This window comes from Roseateles saccharophilus, from assembly GCF_031458095.1.
In the GTDB taxonomy this organism is placed as follows: Bacteria; Pseudomonadota; Gammaproteobacteria; order Burkholderiales; family Burkholderiaceae_C; genus Pelomonas; species Pelomonas saccharophila_A.
Genome location: NZ_JAVDXU010000001.1, coordinates 1,691,164 through 1,707,795 on the forward strand (window position 1 = coordinate 1,691,164; position 16,632 = coordinate 1,707,795).

16 protein-coding genes are annotated in these 16,632 nt (G+C 67.5%); 13 read left to right on the forward strand and 3 right to left on the reverse strand.

What is annotated here, in order from left to right; all coding sequences use genetic code 11:
- Window positions 1–64: 64 nt before the first annotated feature.
- Window positions 65–2,752: a zinc-dependent metalloprotease gene (locus J2X20_RS07850; RefSeq protein WP_310263122.1), complete on the reverse strand. Its 2,688-nt coding sequence runs from the start codon at window positions 2,750–2,752 to the stop codon at window positions 65–67.
- A gap of 113 nt (window positions 2,753–2,865) precedes the next feature.
- Here J2X20_RS07850 and J2X20_RS07855 point away from each other — a divergent pair, with 113 nt between their 5' ends.
- The 13 genes from J2X20_RS07855 (at window position 2,866) to J2X20_RS07915 (ending at window position 14,245) form a co-directional block, all read left to right on the forward strand.
- A complete protein-coding gene (locus J2X20_RS07855) occupies window positions 2,866–3,459 on the forward strand; it encodes a YqiA/YcfP family alpha/beta fold hydrolase (RefSeq protein ID WP_310263124.1) in 594 nt (197 codons plus the stop codon).
- Window positions 3,460–3,464: 5 nt separating this feature from the next.
- Window positions 3,465–4,205, forward strand: a complete 741-nt coding sequence (gene fabG / locus J2X20_RS07860) for a 3-oxoacyl-ACP reductase FabG (RefSeq protein ID WP_310263126.1) — start codon at window positions 3,465–3,467, stop codon at window positions 4,203–4,205.
- An 18-nt stretch (window positions 4,206–4,223) separates the two neighbouring features.
- Window positions 4,224–6,329 (forward strand): ribonuclease catalytic domain-containing protein, encoded by a 2,106-nt coding sequence (locus J2X20_RS07865; RefSeq protein WP_310263129.1) that lies wholly within the window; start codon window positions 4,224–4,226, stop codon window positions 6,327–6,329.
- A 2-nt stretch (window positions 6,330–6,331) separates the two neighbouring features.
- A complete protein-coding gene (locus J2X20_RS07870; RefSeq protein ID WP_310263131.1) occupies window positions 6,332–7,186 on the forward strand; it encodes an energy transducer TonB in 855 nt (284 codons plus the stop codon).
- Between the two features lie 2 nt (window positions 7,187–7,188).
- Window positions 7,189–8,001, forward strand: a complete 813-nt coding sequence (aroE, locus tag J2X20_RS07875; protein WP_409034159.1) for a shikimate dehydrogenase — start codon at window positions 7,189–7,191, stop codon at window positions 7,999–8,001.
- Window positions 8,001–8,714, forward strand: a complete 714-nt coding sequence (mtgA, locus tag J2X20_RS07880) for a monofunctional biosynthetic peptidoglycan transglycosylase (protein WP_310263134.1) — start codon at window positions 8,001–8,003, stop codon at window positions 8,712–8,714. Before aroE ends, mtgA begins: the two co-directional genes overlap by 1 nt.
- Window positions 8,711–9,295 (forward strand): hypothetical protein, encoded by a 585-nt coding sequence (locus J2X20_RS07885; RefSeq protein WP_310263136.1) that lies wholly within the window; start codon window positions 8,711–8,713, stop codon window positions 9,293–9,295. Before mtgA ends, J2X20_RS07885 begins: the two co-directional genes overlap by 4 nt.
- Window positions 9,292–9,813, forward strand: a complete 522-nt coding sequence (locus J2X20_RS07890; RefSeq protein WP_310263138.1) for a TlpA family protein disulfide reductase — start codon at window positions 9,292–9,294, stop codon at window positions 9,811–9,813. Before J2X20_RS07885 ends, J2X20_RS07890 begins: the two co-directional genes overlap by 4 nt.
- Window positions 9,814–9,929: 116 nt before the next feature.
- Window positions 9,930–10,379 carry a type II 3-dehydroquinate dehydratase gene (gene aroQ, locus J2X20_RS07895; RefSeq protein ID WP_310263140.1) on the forward strand — a complete coding sequence of 150 codons (450 nt, stop codon included), beginning with the start codon at window positions 9,930–9,932 and terminating at the stop codon, window positions 10,377–10,379.
- Window positions 10,380–10,435: 56 nt separating this feature from the next.
- Window positions 10,436–10,903 (forward strand): acetyl-CoA carboxylase biotin carboxyl carrier protein, encoded by a 468-nt coding sequence (accB, locus tag J2X20_RS07900; protein WP_310263142.1) that lies wholly within the window; start codon window positions 10,436–10,438, stop codon window positions 10,901–10,903.
- 13 nt (window positions 10,904–10,916) lie between these two features.
- Entirely contained in the window at window positions 10,917–12,266 is a 1,350-nt protein-coding gene (accC, locus tag J2X20_RS07905; protein ID WP_310263144.1) for an acetyl-CoA carboxylase biotin carboxylase subunit, read from the forward strand.
- Window positions 12,267–12,305: 39 nt separating this feature from the next.
- Window positions 12,306–13,193, forward strand: coding sequence for a 50S ribosomal protein L11 methyltransferase (prmA, locus tag J2X20_RS07910; RefSeq protein ID WP_310265132.1), 888 nt, complete (start codon window positions 12,306–12,308; stop codon window positions 13,191–13,193).
- A complete protein-coding gene (locus J2X20_RS07915; RefSeq protein ID WP_310263146.1) occupies window positions 13,190–14,245 on the forward strand; it encodes a zinc-ribbon and DUF3426 domain-containing protein in 1,056 nt (351 codons plus the stop codon). The genes prmA and J2X20_RS07915 overlap by 4 nt, the downstream gene beginning before the upstream one ends.
- 332 nt (window positions 14,246–14,577) lie before the next feature.
- Here the strand turns inward: J2X20_RS07915 and J2X20_RS07920 are convergent, their stop codons facing one another.
- Entirely contained in the window at window positions 14,578–15,135 is a 558-nt protein-coding gene (locus J2X20_RS07920; RefSeq protein WP_310263147.1) for a histone, read from the reverse strand.
- 208 nt (window positions 15,136–15,343) lie between these two features.
- Window positions 15,344–16,516, reverse strand: a complete 1,173-nt coding sequence (locus J2X20_RS07925) for a ribonucleotide-diphosphate reductase subunit beta (RefSeq protein ID WP_310263149.1) — start codon at window positions 16,514–16,516, stop codon at window positions 15,344–15,346.
- Window positions 16,517–16,632: the final 116 nt, after the last annotated feature.

The following is a 16,632-nucleotide window of genomic DNA, read 5'->3' on the forward strand; positions in this document are numbered from 1 at the left end:
GGCCATGCTAAGACAAGAAAAAAGGCCGGCATGAAGCCGGCCTTTTGGCTAAGCGCGAAGCGGATTAGCTGCGCACCAGCGACGCCTTCAGCATCGAGTTCAGCATGTCCTGCGTCTCGGCCAGGTGGGCGCGCGTCTCGACCGACAGGCCCGGCTTGGCGGAAGCCGTGCGCAGCTCGTTGAGCAGCTGGCTGGCGTGCCAGCGGGCCATCGAGAAGGCATCGGCATAGACCGCGGCGCCGTTGGTGGCGCGGTTCAGCTGGGCCTGCAGGCGGCGCAGGTATTCGCGCTGCAGGCTGCGGCGCATGCGGTCGATCTCGGCACCGGTCTTCAGCTCGCTGAAGATGGCGCCCTGCAGCGTGCCATAGACCTCACTGAGCGACACCGCGCCCTTGCGCTGGGCCTCCGGCAGGTAGGCGCCCTGCTCGATGAGGCGGCGGGCCGTGTTGGGCGACATCAGGCGGTCCAGCACGCGGCCCTGCAGCGCGGCCACGCTGTCGGGGATGGAGATGGGCAGGCCGCGGTCCCACTCGTTGTAGTCCAGCGTCTGCGTGACCAGGAACTCGGGCTTGAACTTGAACGAGTCGCTGGACAGCAGGCCGCTGGCGATGAAGCGCAGGGCTTCGCGCTGCTGGGCGTTGTCCACCGGCTTGAAGGCCGGGCCGGTCGTGACACCCGGCACCACGCGCTCGGCATACAGGCCACCGACGTATTTGCTGATGTTGTTGGCCGTCATGCCGAGCTGGCGGAAGCTCTCGAAAATGGAGCGGCGGTTGCGCAGCGGGTCGTCGCCGACGGCGGCCTGGCGTGTCTGCACGCGCTCCCACAGTTCCTGGCTCAGCTTCAAGCGCTTCTTGGCATAGGCCAGCGGATCGTCGCCCAGGTCGCGCTGGTTGGTGCGCGGGTCGAAGCCGTCGTAGGGGCCGCCGACGCCCTGGTCGAAGTCGTCCCCATAGGCCAGCTGCGGCTCGGTCGAGCGCGCGGCGATCTTGGCCAGCTCGGCCGCTTCCTGCTCGGCAGCGATGGGCTTGTAGGCGTACTCGATGGCCCAGTAGTCATAGGCACCCAGCGTCGTGTTGGTCAGGCTGGCCTTGGGCTCGCCCTTGAGCGGCAGGTTGTAGGCGTTGTAGTCCATCACCGAGTTGGAAATGCCGTGGGCCTCGGTGAAGGCCTTGTCCTTGAGCTGGGCCTGGGTGACGGTGGTCGAGGACCTGAAGTTGTGCTTGAGGCCGAGCGTGTGGCCGACTTCGTGCATGACGACGTCCTTGATGACGGCCTGGGCCAGGGCCTCGGCCTCGGGGCCGTTCATGTCCATGCCGTCCCGCAGGGCCAGCAGGTCCAGCGCGAAGCCGAGCTCGTTGGCCTGGTCGGCCATATAGGTGCAGTTCTGCTCGGACAGCACGCGCAGGCTGCGCTCGCCCATCCAGTTGCTGGCGGCCGCCTGGTCATGGGCGTGCAAGCCCAGCACGTCGTCCGATGCCAGGCGGCGCGAGCCGCGGCCGAAGACGTCGCTCATGCCGATGTCGGCGTCGAGGATTTCGCCGGTGCGCGGGTCACGGTTGCTCGGGCCGATGGCGAAGCCCACGTCCGCGCCGGTAAACCAGCGCACGGACGCGTGGGTCGAGTCCATATTGTCCCAGTCGGCGTCGTCGGGCTGCTGCTTGGCCTGCACGGCGTCCTTGAAGCCGATCTTCTCGAAGGCCTTGTTCCATTCCTCGATGCCGGCCTTGACCGCGGCGCGGTACTTTCCGGGGATGTTCTTGTCCATCCAGTAGACGATGGGTCGGACCGGCTCGGACAGGGCCGCGTTCGGGTCCTTCTTCTCCAGGCGCCAGCGGGCAATCATGTGCACGCGCGGGTTGGCCTTGAGGTCGTCGCCGAAGTCGGCGTAGCTCTCCATGAAGTGGCCCAGGCGCGGGTCGGCATGGCGCATGGCGGCCGGCACTTCAGGCAGCGCGCGGAAGCTGTAGACGAAGCTGAAGAACATCGAGCGCGGGTCCGGCGTGGCCTGGGGCGGCGTGGGCACGGGCACGGGTGCGGGCACCAGCGGAGGCGCCGGGATGCGTGGCGTGGCGAAGTGCACGCGCGAGGTCAGCGTCGTGACCTGGGCGTCGGCCCGGGTGGACTCGATGAAGGAGTTGGCGCGGTCGGGCGCAAAAGGCAGGCGGTAGGCGAACTCCAGGCGCGTCGAGTAGCCAGGGATGTCGTTCAGCAGCAGGCTGCTGGCGTCGATCAGCACCGACTTGCGGTCCGGGTGGTCGGCGCTGGCCACGGGCAAGCCGCCGATCAGGCTGGGCGAGAAGGCCTGCTCGATGGCGAGCTTGGCTGACGGGTTGGCGGTGCGGAACTTGGTGTTCAGCGCGATCAGCTGCACATGGTTGCCGATGCGGCGCCATTCGGCCAGCTCGTCGCCCAGCATCTGGCTGGCGTACAGGCCGCGCTCGCCCACGGCGTTAGCAACGTTGACGCTGAACAGGAAAGGCTTGTTGAAGGCTTCCTTGGGGATTTCGATCCAGACCTTCTCGTCCTTGCGCCAGATCGGGAACAGGCCGGGCTGCTCCTTGGCGCCCTTGATGACGTCAGCAAAGGGCTTGGGCGCTGTGGGATCGGCGGGCGGGCGAGCGGCGGCGGGGCCGGAGGCGGCGCTGCCAGGCGCGGAGGCGGCCGCAGCGGGCGGGGTCTGGGCTTGGGCGACCGCGGCCAGTGCGAGCAGGGCGGCAGTGGCCAGGGCGGTGCGGGGCGTCGGGATCATGGGACAGGTCCGGGATTGCGCAAAGGCAGGCACTGTGGCTGGCGGCGACACTCGCGTCAATCCGATTCCTCCCGCGTCGCAGGGGCACAAAACTTCACATCAAAACTTCCGTCATGGATCTCACACATCTGCTTTATCTGCACGGCTTTCGCTCCTCGCCCGCCTCGGCCAAGGCGCGCCGCATGGCCGCATGGGCGGCCGAGCAGCCGGGCCTGGTTTTCGTGGCGCCGCAACTGCCCCCGTCGCCGCTGGAGGCCATGGAACTGGTCGCTGGCCTCATCCAGGCCTGGCCGGCGCGGGGTGCGGCCGTCATCGGCAGCTCCCTGGGCGGCTTCTACGCCACCTTCGTCGCCGAGCAGGCCGCCCACCGCGGCTGGCGCGCCGCCGTCCTCAACCCCGCCGTCAATCCGGCCCGCGACCTGTCACGCCACATCGGCGTGCAGACCGCCTGGCATGACCCCGAGCTCAAATTCGATTTCACGGCCCAGCATGTGGCGGAGCTGGCCGCGCTGACGCCGCCGGCCCGACTGACCCACCCGTCGCGCTATTACGCGCTGATCGCCAAGGGCGACGAACTGCTGGACTGGCGCGAGATGTTGGCTCGCTACGCCGGTTGCGACGGCGAGGTGCTGGAGGGCAGCGATCATGGTCTGACAGACTTCGACGACCATCTTCAACCCCTCACGGAATTCCTGACGAAGCCATGACGACGATGAAACTCCAGAACAAGGTTTGCATCATCACGGGCGCGGCCCAGGGCATAGGCCTGGCCACCGCGCTGAAATTCGCCCGCGAGGGCGCCACGGTCATCGTGTGCGACCTGCGGCCAGAGGGCGTCGAGGCCGCCGTGAAGGCCTGCGAGAAGCTGGGCGCCACGGCCCAGGGCTACACGGTGGACGTGGCCGACCGCGTGTCGGTCGACCTCATGGTGGCCGCCGTGCTGGCCGATTTCGGCCGCGTCGACGTGCTGGTCAACAACGCCGGCATCACCAAGGACGCCCGCCTGCAGAAGATGACGCTGGCCCAGTTCGACGCCGTCATCGACGTCAACCTGCGCGGCGTCTTTCACTGCGCCCAGGCGGTGACCGACACCATGGTGGCGCAAGGATCTGGCGTCATCCTGAATGCCTCGTCGGTGGTCGGCATCTACGGCAATTTCGGCCAGACCAACTACGCGGCCGCCAAGTTCGGCGTTATCGGCTTCACCAAGACCTGGAGCCGCGAACTGGGCCCCAAGGGCATTCGCGTGAACGCGGTCGCGCCCGGCTTCATCGACACCCCCATCCTCGGCACCATCCCCGACAAGGTGCTGGAGGAGATGCGCGCCCATGTGCCGCTCAAGCGCCTGGGCAAGCCCGAGGAGATCGCCAACGTCTATGCCTTCCTGGCCAGCGACGAAGCAAGCTATGTCAACGGAGCGGTCATCGAGGTCTCGGGAGGCATGACCGTCTGAGGCGACAATCGACCGCTTATGTTTGCGCTTTTTGATGACGCCGGGAAATTCCTCGCCGGCCGGGTGATGTCGGAGGCCGATGCCTCGCTGCAGGTCGAGCTGGACTCGGGCAAGCGGGTCAAGGTCAAGTCCGCCAATGTGCTGTTGAAATTCGAGCAGCCGGCGCCTGCCGTGCTGCTGACGGATGCCCGCAAGCTGGCCGACGACATCGACCTGGACCTGGCCTGGGAGTTCGCCCCCGAGGGCGAATTCGGCTTTGCCGACCTGGCCCGCGACTATTTCGATGCCAAGGCCGGCGTCGTGCAGCAGGCCGCCGCCCTGTTCCGCCTCTATGACGCGCCGCACTACTTCCGCCGCGCCGGCAAGGGCCAGTTCAAGAAGGCGCCCGAGGAGATCGTCAAGGCGGCCCTGCTGGGCATCGAGCGCAAACGCCAGCAGCAATTGCAGATCGAGGCCTGGGCGGAGGAGCTGGTGAAGGGCAGCTGCCCCCAGCCCATCCAGGACCAGATCTACAAAATCCTCTTCAAGCCGGACAAGAACGGCCCCGAATACAAGGCCGTCGTCGAGGCCAGCAAGCGCTCGCACAAGGCCCCGCTGGACCTGCTGCAGGGCGCGGGCGCCATCACCAGCGCCTACCAGTTCCACTGGAAGCGCTTCCTGTTCGAGAACTTCCCCAAGGGCACGGGCTTCCCGGCCCTGACAGCGCCCGAGATCAAGGACGAGCTGGCACTGAGTCCGGCGCATGCCTTTTCCATCGACGACTCGCAGACGACCGAGATCGACGATGCGCTGTCGGTGCAGGGCCTGGGCACGGGCACCGTCATCTTCGGCGTGCACATCGCGGCGCCGGGCCTGGCCATCACGCCGGACTCGGCCGTCGACAAGGTGGCCCGCGAGCGCCTGTCCACGGTCTACATGCCGGGCTGGAAGCTGACCATGCTGCCCGACGACGTCGTGCAGGCCTACACGCTGATCGAGGGCCGCGACTGCCCGGCGGTGTCCATCTATTTCACGATGGACGAGGCGACGTTCGAGATCAAGGCCAAGGAAACGAAGCTGGAGCGCGTGCATATCGCGTCCAACCTGCGCCACGACAAGCTGGACGGCATCGTCACCGACGCCACGCTGTCGGGCGAGGCACCGGCCGACTATCTCTTCGCCCCCGAGCTCGCCTTCACCTGGCGCCTGGCCAAGCATCTGAAGGCCCAGCGCGAGGTGGTGCGCGGCAAGCCCGAGAACTTCAACCGGCCGGACTACAACTTCCGCCTGAAACCTGGCCCCTCGTCGGCGAGTTCGCCGACGGTCCCCCAAGGGGACGCTGCCGCCCTTGGGAACGGCCCGGCGGGCGGCGGCGAGCGCACGGAAGCACCCAACGGCAGTGAATTGGTCCAAATCAGCGTGCGCGCCCGCGGCAGCTCGCTGGACCTCATCGTCGCCGAAGCCATGATCCTGGCCAACTCGGCCTGGGGTGGCTGGCTGGCCGAACTGGGCCTGCCCGGCATCTACCGCAGCCAGGCCAGCCTGGCACCCGGCATCAAGGTGCGCATGGGCGTCAAGGCCCTGCCCCATGCCGGGATGGGCGTGGCCCAATACACCTGGGCGACGTCGCCGCTGCGCCGCTATGTCGACCTGGTCAACCAATGGCAGATCATTGCCTGCGCCCGCCACGGCCGCACGGCGGCTCTGGCCGCGCCCTTCAAGCCCAAGGACGCGGCGCTCTTCTCCATCATCTCGAGCTTCGAGTCCGCCTATGCGGCCTACAACGGCTTCCAGAACGGCATCGAGCGTTTCTGGACGCTACGCTGGCTGCAGCAGAACGGCACGGCCGAGCTGACCGCCACCGTCATGAAGGACGGTCTGGTGCGGGCCGACGACCTGCCCCTGGTCTTCAAGGCCCTGGGCTGCGAGCCCCTGCCGCGCGGCAGCCATGTGAAGGTGCGCATCACCGGCTTGGATGAGATGACGCTGGACGTGCATGCCACGCTGATCGAGCGAATGGATGAAGCCGCAGCGGCCGAGGAGTCGGAAGGCGACGACGACGAGCTGGAGGCCGCGGCCGCACCGATCGCTCTGGCCATTGACGTCAACGAAACAGAGCCGGCCGAAGCCGCATCGTCCAACTGAAGATGCGCAAACCGAGCACGCTGCAGATCGCGCTCGCGTTTTCGCTCGGCGTGCATGCCGCACTGCTGAGCCTGCGCATCGCCGCGCCCGAGGCCTTCAACCGCATCTTCCAGGACACGCCGCTGGAGGTCGTCCTCGTCAACACCCGCTCCAACGAGGCGCCCGTCAAGGCCCAGGCCCTGGCCCAGGCCAACCTGGCCGGTGGCGGCAATACCGAGGTGGGTCGGGCCACATCGCCGCTGCCGCCGGCCCGCCAGAACGAAACGGGCGACGCGGCCGAATCGCAAAGCTCGCAGATCGCCCAACTGCAGCAACAGCAGCAGCAATTGCTGACCCAGGTGAGGCGCGAACTCGCCCTGCTGCCGCCGCCCGACCCGCGCCGCGAGAAGACCGACGCCACCGAGCGCGCCCTCGCCGAGAAGCGCCGCCAGCTCGTCGACCTGCTCGCCGAGATCGAGAAGCGCGTCAACGAGGAAAGCGCTCGGCCGCGCAAGCGTTACGTGAGCCCGGCTACGCGCGAGGTCGTCTATGCGCAGTACTACGACGGCCTGCGCCGCCGCATCGAGGAGCGCGGCACGCGCGACTTCCCGGAGTCGCGCGGCAAGAAGCTCTATGGTGAGCTGACCATGAACATCCACATCGACCACAAGGGCCGCGTCATCGAGACCGAGATCGTCGCCTCCAGCGGCAACCCGACGCTGGACCGCCGCGCCGTCGCCATCGTGCAGGCCGCCTCACCCTTCGGCAACTTCAGCAAGGAGATGCTGCGCGGCGCCGAGGTGCTGGTCATCACGTCGCGCTTCAAGTTCACGCGCGACGAGAACCTGGAAACGACCCTGCAGGGACAACCGCAATGACGATGGATCGATATGCGGTCGTGGGCAACCCGGTCGAGCACAGCCGCTCGCCGGCCATCCACGCCATGTTTGCCGAGCAGACCGGGCAGAGCCTGGCCTATGAACGCCTGCTGGCGCCGCTGGATGGCTTCGAGGCCACGCTGCGCGCCTTCGCGGGCGCTGGCGCCAAGGGCTGCAATATCACCGTACCCTTCAAGTTCGACGCCTTCGCTCTGGCCGCAGAGCACACCGAGCGCGCTGCGCTGGCCCATGCCGTCAACACGCTGCGTTTCGACGAAGGGGGCTGGGTGGGCGACAACACCGACGGCGCGGGCCTGGTCAACGACATCCAGCGCAACGCCCGCCGCCCGCTCGAAGGCCTGCAGGTGCTGCTGGTCGGCGCCGGTGGCGCGGCGGCCGGGGTGCTGGGCAGCCTGATCGCGGCCCGGCCGGCGCGCATCACCGTCGTCAACCGCTCGGTGGACAAAGCCCAGGCCCTGGTGTCCAGCCATGCCCACCTCGGCGTGCCCCTGGCCGCGGCCACCCTGGCCGACGCCCCACTGGCCCAGGACATCGTCGTCAATGCCACCAGCACCAGCCTGGCCGGCGCCGCCTCGCCCGTGGAGGCCGGCGTGCTCAAGCCCGGCACCCTGGCCCTGGACATGATGTACGGCCCCAAGGCGCAAGCCTTCCTGGACTGGGCCGCCGCCCACGGCGGCGAGCCGCGCGACGGCCTGGGCATGCTGGTCGAGCAGGCCGCCGAGGCCTTCTTCTTCTGGCGCGGGCTGCGCCCGGATACGGCGCGGGTGCTGAAAGCCTTGAGGGCCGCGCTGTGATGCGCCACATCGGCCGCCTCCTTGCCGTGCTGGCCCTGGCCGTGCTGTGCCTGCAACTCTGGTTTGCCGGCCGCATCCTGATGATGCGCTTCGTCGCGCCGCAGTCGACCAGCTTCCAGCGCAGCGAGATCGTGCGCCTGCTGAAGGAAAAGCAGCAGGTCGCCTGGAGCCAGCAATGGGTGGACGACACCCAGCTGCCGACGACGCTGAAGCGCGCCGTCATCGCCAGCGAGGACGACGGCTTTGCCGAGCATGGCGGTGTCGACTGGGATGCCCTCAAGGGCGCCTGGAAGAAGAACGAAAAGGCCCAGGCGCGGGCCGAAGCCCGCGGCAAGCCGACGGCCAAGGTCGTCGGCGGCTCGACCATCACCCAGCAGCTGGCCAAGAACCTCTTCCTGTCCGGCGAGCGCACGCTGTTGCGCAAGGGCCAGGAGCTCATCCTGACGCTGATGCTGGAAGGGCTGCTCGACAAGCGTCGCATCCTGGAGATCTATCTGAACAGCGTCGAATGGGGCGAAGGCCTGTTCGGTGCCCAGGCTGCCGCCCGCCACTACTTCCATGTCGACGCGGCCCGCCTCGGCACCTTCGAGGCCGCCCGCCTGGCCGTCATGCTGCCGGCGCCCAAGCGCTTCGAGCGCCAACCCGCGTCGCCTTATGTGCTGGGCCGGGCCGGTGTCATCAGCAGCCGCATGAACAGCGCGCAATTGCCATGAGTGATTCGGAAGAGATCGCCGCAGCTGCTGCCCGCCTCATCGTCGATGAGGGCATGGACTGGGGCCCGGCCAAGCAGCGCGCTGCCCGCGACCTGGGCCTGCCGCGCGCCGCCCTGCCCGGCAACGACGAGGTCGAGGCTGCGGTGCGCGAGCACATCGCCATCTTCCATGCCGACACCCAACCCGGCGAGCTGCGCGCCCTGCGCGAACTGGCGGCGCAATGGATGGAGCGCCTGGCCGAGTTCCGCCCCCACCTGACCGGCGCCGTCTGGCGCGGCACGGCCACACGCCTGTCCAACCTCCATCTGCAGCTCTATTGCGACGACAGCAAGGCCGCCGAGATCGCCCTGATCGACCGGGGCCTGGACTTCGATGTGGCCGAAACGACGGCCGGCCGCGGGCGCCAGGTCGATATGCTGATCCTGGACGCGCCCTGCCCCGCCCTCGACGAGCGGGTGACGCTGTGCCTGACCATCCTGGACTTCGACGATCTGCGCGGCGCGCTGAAGCCCGATGCGCGCGGCCTGACCGAGCGCGGCGACCTCGGCGCCCTGCGCAAACTGCTGGACGAGGAAGCATGAACCCCATCACCCGCCGCCTCATCCTGACCGGCGCCGGCCTGGGCGCAGCGGCCCTGGGCGCCTCCTTCGCCTGGCGCAAGCTCAACCCGCCCCAGGCCTCGGCCGTCGCCCAGGCTTTCTGGACACGCCGCTTCCTTGGCGTGGACGGCGCCGAGCTCGCCGTCGCCCGCTGGCGCGGCCAGCCCCTGCTGGTCAACTTCTGGGCCACCTGGTGCCCGCCCTGCGTCAAGGAACTGCCGGAGATCAACCAGTTCTATCAAGAGGCCAAGGGCAAGGACTGGCAGGTGCTGGGCCTGGCCGTCGACCAGCTGGACCCGGTCAAGGCCTTTCTGCAAAAGACCCCGCTGGACTTCAGCGTCGCCCTGGCCGGCCCCGAAGGCCTGGGCCTGGTGCGCGAACTCGGCAACGCGGCCGGCGGCCTGCCGTTTTCCGTCGTTTTCGATGAATCCGGCGAGATCAGCTGGCGCCGCCTGGGCGTCAGCCGCCTGGAAGAGCTGCGCCAACTGGCCAAAACCTAGGCCACCCCGAGAATTTCCCTATCCGGCGGGAATTCGGCGCCAAAACGCGTAAAGTTCGCCCTTCCTCAATTTAGTGGCGACTCTCTAGACGCTCGCGTCCGGCCGCCGCCACCTGTTTGATGCAAGTTCTCGTCCTGCATGGCCCCAACCTCAACCTGCTCGGCACCCGCGAGCCCGAGGTATACGGCGCGCAGACCCTGGCACAGATCGATGCTGAACTGAGCACGATCGCGAAAGATGCCGGCGCAACCCTGGTGAGCTTCCAAAGCAACCACGAAGGCGCCCTGGTCGATCGCATCCAGGCCGCGCGCACGGACGGCACGCGCTTCATCCTCATCAACCCGGCCGCCTACACCCACACCAGCGTCGCCATCCGCGACGCGCTGGCCGCCGTGGACCTGCCCTTCATCGAAGTCCACCTGTCCAATATCCACCGCCGCGAGGCCTTCCGCCATCACAGCTATGTGAGCGAGCTGGCGGTGGGCGTCATCTGCGGCCTGGGCGCCAACGGCTACCGCCTCGCCCTGCGCCACGCCCTCGATTCGTTGGGAGCCGCCGGCGCCTGAGCGGTGCCGGCCTCCTTTCCCTTCCCCCCACAACAACAACATAGCCTGGAGCCACGATGGACCTGCGCAAGCTCAAAACCCTGATCGACCTGGTCTCGGAATCCAATATTTCCGAGCTGGAAATCACCGAGGCCGACGGCAAGGTCCGCATCGTCAAGGCCGACCCGGCCGCCGCCGTGGCCATGCAGCCGGTTTACGCCGCCGCCCCGGCCGCGCCGGTCGTCCACGCCGCTGCGCCCGTCGCCGCGCCGGTGGCCGCAGCCGCCCCGGCCGCCGCCCCGGTCGAGACCGGCCACATCGTCAAGTCGCCCATGGTGGGCACCTTCTATCGCGCCTCCAGCCCCAACGCCAAGGCCTTCGCCGACATCGGCCAGCAGGTCAAGGAAGGCGAGGCCATCTGCATCATCGAGGCGATGAAGATCATGAACGAGATCGAAGCCGACAAGAGCGGCACGATCACCAAGATCCTGTGCGAGAACGGCCAGGCGGTCGAGTTCGGACAGCCGCTGTTCGTGATCGAGTAATCAAGGACTTCTGATGTTCAAGAAGGTTCTTATCGCCAACCGGGGCGAAATCGCCCTACGCATCCAACGAGCGTGCCGGGAACTCGGCATCAAGTCCGTCGTCGTCTACTCCGAGGCCGACCGCGACGCCAAGTACGTGCGCCTGGCCGACGAGGCCGTCTGCATCGGCCCGGCGCCGTCGGCCCAGAGCTATCTCAGCATGCCGGCCATCATCGCGACGGCCGAGGTGACCGACGCCGAGGCCATCCACCCCGGCTACGGCTTCCTGTCTGAGAACGCCGACTTCGCCGAGCGCGTCGAACGCAGCGGCTTCACCTTCATCGGCCCGACGCCCGAATCCATCCGCATGATGGGCGACAAGGTCTCGGCCAAGCAGGCCATGATCCGCGCCGGCGTGCCCTGCGTGCCCGGCTCCGAAGGCGCCCTGCCCGAGGACCCCAAGGAGATCATCAAGATCGCCCGCACGGTCGGCTACCCGGTCATCATCAAGGCGGCCGGCGGTGGCGGCGGACGCGGCATGCGCGTCGTGCACACCGAGGCAGCCCTGGTGCACGCCGTGCAGACGACGCGCGCGGAAGCGGGTGCGGCCTTCGGCAACCCCGAGGTCTACATGGAGAAGTTCCTGGAGAACCCACGCCATGTGGAGATCCAGATCCTCGCCGACACCTTCAAGAACGCCGTCTGGCTGGGCGAGCGCGACTGCTCCATGCAGCGCCGCCACCAGAAGATCATCGAGGAGGCGCCGGCCCCCGGCATTCCGCGCCGCGCCATCGAGAAGGTGGGCGACCGCTGCGCCGCCGCCTGCAAGAAGATGGGCTACCGCGGCGCGGGCACCTTCGAGTTCCTCTACGAGAACGGCGAGTTCTACTTCATCGAGATGAACACCCGCGTGCAGGTGGAGCATCCGGTCACCGAGATGGTGACGGGCATCGACATCGTGCAGCAGCAGATCAAGATTGCCGCCGGTGAGAAGCTGCCGTTCACGCAGCGTCAGATCGAGATGCGCGGCCACGCCATCGAGTGCCGCATCAACGCCGAGGACCCGGTCAAGTTCGTGCCCTCGCCCGGCCGCATCACGATGTGGCACGCACCCGGCGGCCCCGGCGTGCGCGTGGACTCGCATGCCTACACGAACTACTTCGTGCCGCCCAACTACGACTCCATGATCGGCAAGATCATCGTCCACGGCGACACCCGCGAGCAGGCCCTGGCCCGCATGCGCATCGCGCTGAGCGAGACGGTGGTCGAAGGCATCCAGACCAACATCCCGCTGCACCGCGAGCTGATGGCGGACGCCAAGTTCATCGAGGGGGGAACTTCCATCCACTACCTCGAAGGCTGGATGGCTGCCCACAAGCGATGAAGGCGGCGGCAGTCGCGGGACAATAGGCGCATGAGCAACTTGTTTGAACTTGCGCTGGTCTGCCGCGAGGCCGACGTCGAGATCGTCAGCGACGCGCTGATGGAAATCGATGCGCTCGCCGTGTCGGTTGAAGACGCCGACGCCGACACCGATGCCGAGCACGCCCTCTTCGGCGAGCCCGGCATGCCGGCACCCAAGGCCGGCTGGGAACGCTCGGTCGTCAAGGCCCTCTTCCCCAGCGAGCCCGAGGCCACCGAGGCCGCCACGCTGATCCTGGCCCAGGACTGGGCCGCCGACGTCCACGTGCAGGCCATCCAGGCGGTGCCCGAGCAAGACTGGGTGCGCCTGACGCAAAGCCAGTTCGCGCCGGTCGAGATCACGCCCGAGTTCTGGATCGTGCCGAGCTGGCACGAGGCGCCGCCGCAGGCCCAGCGCGTCATGCGCCTGGACCCGGGCCTGGCCTTCGGCACCGGCACGCACCCGACGACGCGCATGTGCCTGCGCTGGATCGCCAACCATGCACAGCGTTGGCCGCGCGTGCTGGACTATGGCTGCGGCTCCGGCATCCTCGCCATCGGCGCGGCCCTGCATGGGGCTCACGACATCGACGCCGTCGATATCGACCCGGCCGCCATCACCTCCTCGCGCGACAACGCGACGGCCAACGGCGTCACGCTGAATCCGGGCCTGCCGGAGCTGGCCAACGGCGAATACCCGCTGGTCATCGCCAACATCCTGGCCACGCCGCTGAAGCTGCTGGCGCCTCTGCTGTGCGCCCACGTCGCACCGGGCGGCGACCTCATTCTGGCGGGCATCCTGAGCCGCCAGGCTGATGAGCTGAAAGCCGCCTACGCGCCCTGGCTGGCACTCGAAGTCAGTGATGAAGAGGACGGCTGGATCCTGATGACGGCCCGACGCAACGCATGAGTCTGGCGACGCGCTGCACCGCCTGCGGGACGATCTTCAGGATCGTCGAGGATCAGTTGCGCGTGTCCGACGGCTGGGTGCGCTGCGGCCGTTGCGCCGAGATCTTTGACGCGCGCGAACTCCTGTTCGACATCGAGCGCGAGGCCCCTCCGCCCTGGCCTGCGCAATACGCGCCGGCCCCCGTTGCGCCAGAACCCGAGCCCCTGCCACCGCCCCCTCCCCCGCCGCCGGCACCGATCTACACGCCGCCGCAGGATTGGATGCCGCCCCCGGAGCCGGAGCCGCGTGCCGAAGCCCTGCCCACCGGCTGGCCCCCTGAGCCGGGCCGGGCGGAGTCCAGGCCGGAGCCGCGCTGGGTTGAGGATGAGCCTGACACCGCGGCCGTGGCGCAGCCCTCGCCCATGGTGGCGCGTGATGTCGAGCCCGAGCCCTCGATGGCCGATATGGCGCCCATCACAGCCGAACCGGCGGAGCGCCCCGGCAAGCCTGCCAAGGCAGCCAAGCCGCCCAAGCCCAAGAAGCCCGCCAAGACCGAAGCGACCGTGCCCGAGTTCATGCGCCAGGCACAGAGCAGCGCGCGCTGGAACCGCCCGGCCGTGCGCGTGGCGCTCGCAGCGGCGTCGCTGCTGCTCGCTGCCCTGCTGGTCCTGCAGGTCATGCTGCATTTCCGCGATGCCATCGCGGCGCTGCACCCGCCGATGCGCGCGCCGCTGCAGGCGATCTGCGGCATCACCGGTTGCGAGGTCAAGCCCTGGCGGCGCATCGAGGCGCTCAGCATCGATTCGACGTCACTGAGCCCGGTCGGCAGCAGCAGCTACAAGCTCAATCTGTCGCTGCGCAACAAGACCGGCGTCGACGTTGCCGCGCCCTGGGTGGAGTTGAGCCTCACCGATGCCGGCGGCGCGCCCTTCGCCCGCCGCGTCCTCGGTCCCGAAACACTGAGCCCCGTGCTGACGCAGGTGAACGCCGAGTCCGAGCAGGCCCTGAGCCTGGTCTTTGGCACCGGTGGCCAGAAGGTCAGCGGCTACAGCGTCAACATCTTCTACCCCTGAACGCCGCGCCTTTGCGGGCGGCGCAAGGGAAAAGGCGCAGAGCCCCTGCGCGTCCCTGAGACTTGAACACATCGGCCGGGACGCGAGGTCAGGCCAGCACACGCTGTCGTCTGCGGGGAGAGAGGCAAGGGGTCTGCGCCCGAATACCACTCTAGGCAACCGAGCGAGACCGCTGCGTAGGACCACGCCGCGTCGCCGGATCCGGCTGTTAGCAGATGCACGCCCGGCGCGGCCAATAAAAAACCCGGCGCCGAGAGACTCGGGCCGGGTTGTCTGATTCACCGGGCTCCGGGTGGACGAGCCACCCGGCGGCGAGTCAGCGGATTGCCGTATTAGGGCTTGTTGCCGGTCGGGAAGGGCCAGGCCGCTTGCGGGCTCAGAGCCGTCTTGGCGGCAGGAGCGGGCGCAGCAGCGGCAGGCTTGGCCGCAGGGGCAGGCTTGGCAGCGGCCTTCTTCGGAGCGGCGGCCTTCTTGGCAGCAGGCTTCGCGGCAGGCTTGGCAGCGGCCTTCTTGGGAGCAGCGGCCTTCTTGGGCGCAGCCTTCTTGGGAGCAGCCGCCTTCTTGGCCGGAGCGGCCTTCTTGGCGGGTGCAGCCTTCTTGGCGGGCGCCTTCTTGGCCGGAGCAGCCTTCTTGGCCGGAGCGGCCTTCTTCGCCGGAGCGGCCTTCTTGGCCGGAGCCTTCTTGGCCGGAGCGGCCTTCTTGGCCGGAGCCTTCTTGGCCGGAGCGGCCTTCTTCGCCGGAGCCTTCTTGGCCGGAGCGGCCTTCTTCGCCGGAGCGGCCTTCTTGGCCGGAGCGGCCTTCTTCGCCGGAGCAGCCTTCTTGGCCGGAGCGGCCTTCTTGGCGGCGGCCTTCTTCGGAGCGGCCTTAGCCGGGGTCTTTGCAGTTGCCATGGTTTTCTCCTTGATCAAGTGGAAAAGACACCGTCCCGCACGGACCGGTCCGTGCGGCTACGGTTATTCACCATCCGAGAGTCGCTCAGGAGGAACGCCTCGGTACGGTGAATGGGATCGCCATGCAGCCCCGCCACCTCGAGGGTGTTGATGCGGGTTTCGCTCGGTGACTGCATTGGCCAGGTCTTGATCGGGTTGCGGCTGGGGTTCAGTCCCAGCTCAGGGCCCCGCCCGATTGATATTCGATGACGCGCGTCTCGAAGAAGTTGCGTTCCTTCTTCAAGTCGATCATCTCGGACATCCACGGGAAGGGGTTTTCTTCGTTCGGGAACAGGGCTTCGAGGCCGATCTGCACCGCACGGCGGTTGGCGATGAAGCGCAGATAGCCCTTGAACATGGAAGCATTGAGGCCCAGCACGCCGCGCGGCATGGTGTCCTCGGCGTAGCGGTATTCCAGTTCGACGGCCTTCAGGAACAGCGCCTTGATTTCGGCCTTGAACTCGGCCGTCCACAGATGCGGGTTCTCCAACTTGATCTGGTTGATCAGGTCGATGCCGAAGTTGCAGTGCATGGACTCGTCACGCAGGATGTACTGGTACTGCTCGGCAGCGCCCGTCATCTTGTTCTGGCGGCCCATGGCCAGGATCTGCGTGAAGCCGACGTAGAAGAACATGCCTTCCATCAGGCAGGCGAAGACGATCAGGCTCTTCAGCAGGGTCTGGTCGGTCTCGGGCGTGCCGGTGTGGAAGTTCGGGTCCATGATCGCGCCGATGAAGGGGATCAGGAATTCGTCCTTGTCGCGGATGGACTGGACTTCGTTGTAGGCGTTGAAGATCTCGCTCTCGTCCAGGCCCAGGCTTTCAACGATGTATTGATAAGCGTGGGTGTGGATGGCCTCCTCGAAGGCCTGGCGCAGCAGGAACTGGCGGGCCTCGGGCGCCGTGATGTGGCGGTAGGTGCCCAGCACGATGTTGTTGGCGGCCAGCGAGTCGGCGGTGACGAAGAAGCCGAGGTTGCGCTTGATGATGCGGCGCTCGTCTTCGGTCAGGCCGTTGGGATCCTTCCAGAGCGCGATGTCGCGGCTCATGTTCACTTCCTGCGGCATCCAGTGGTTGGCGCAGGTGGCGAGGTATTTTTCCCAAGCCCACTTGTACTTGAACGGCACCAGCTGATTCACATCGGTCTGGCCGTTGATGATGCGCTTGTCGGCGGCCTTCACACGGCGTGCGGTGGTGGCTTCGCCAGTCAGCTGAGGGGCGGGCATCGAGACGCTGGATGCTTCGCGCACAGACGCCGATGCGAGCGTCGCCGAAGGCATGGCCGCGAGAGGTTTCGCGGTGTGGGTATCAGTGGACTTCAGGTCTTCGTCCCAATCCAGCATGGTGTGCTTCCTATCACTTCGAATTATCCGCAGTGCTTGTGCAAATCAACAAGAACTAGCAACTGCTATTTGCATCATTCGCGCAATCTTTGTTGCGCGACGACATCGAAAACATG

Excerpts from the sequence above, each read along its gene's own strand:
- J2X20_RS07925 (WP_310263149.1), bottom strand. The coding sequence starts at position 16,516 with ATGCTGGATTGGGACGAAGACCTGAAGTCCACTGATACCCACACCGCG.
- J2X20_RS07920 (WP_310263147.1), bottom strand. The coding sequence starts at position 15,135 with ATGGCAACTGCAAAGACCCCGGCTAAGGCCGCTCCGAAGAAGGCCGCC.
- accB (WP_310263142.1), top strand. The coding sequence starts at position 10,436 with ATGGACCTGCGCAAGCTCAAAACCCTGATCGACCTGGTCTCGGAATCC.
- fabG (WP_310263126.1), top strand. The coding sequence starts at position 3,465 with ATGAAACTCCAGAACAAGGTTTGCATCATCACGGGCGCGGCCCAGGGC.
- J2X20_RS07850 (WP_310263122.1), bottom strand. The coding sequence starts at position 2,752 with ATGATCCCGACGCCCCGCACCGCCCTGGCCACTGCCGCCCTGCTCGCA.
- J2X20_RS07855 (WP_310263124.1), top strand. The coding sequence starts at position 2,866 with ATGGATCTCACACATCTGCTTTATCTGCACGGCTTTCGCTCCTCGCCC.
- J2X20_RS07890 (WP_310263138.1), top strand. The coding sequence starts at position 9,292 with ATGAACCCCATCACCCGCCGCCTCATCCTGACCGGCGCCGGCCTGGGC.
- J2X20_RS07865 (WP_310263129.1), top strand. The coding sequence starts at position 4,224 with ATGTTTGCGCTTTTTGATGACGCCGGGAAATTCCTCGCCGGCCGGGTG.
- mtgA (WP_310263134.1), top strand. The coding sequence starts at position 8,001 with ATGCGCCACATCGGCCGCCTCCTTGCCGTGCTGGCCCTGGCCGTGCTG.
- J2X20_RS07915 (WP_310263146.1), top strand. The coding sequence starts at position 13,190 with ATGAGTCTGGCGACGCGCTGCACCGCCTGCGGGACGATCTTCAGGATC.
- J2X20_RS07885 (WP_310263136.1), top strand. The coding sequence starts at position 8,711 with ATGAGTGATTCGGAAGAGATCGCCGCAGCTGCTGCCCGCCTCATCGTC.
- aroE (WP_409034159.1), top strand. The coding sequence starts at position 7,189 with ATGGATCGATATGCGGTCGTGGGCAACCCGGTCGAGCACAGCCGCTCG.
- accC (WP_310263144.1), top strand. The coding sequence starts at position 10,917 with ATGTTCAAGAAGGTTCTTATCGCCAACCGGGGCGAAATCGCCCTACGC.
- J2X20_RS07870 (WP_310263131.1), top strand. The coding sequence starts at position 6,332 with ATGCGCAAACCGAGCACGCTGCAGATCGCGCTCGCGTTTTCGCTCGGC.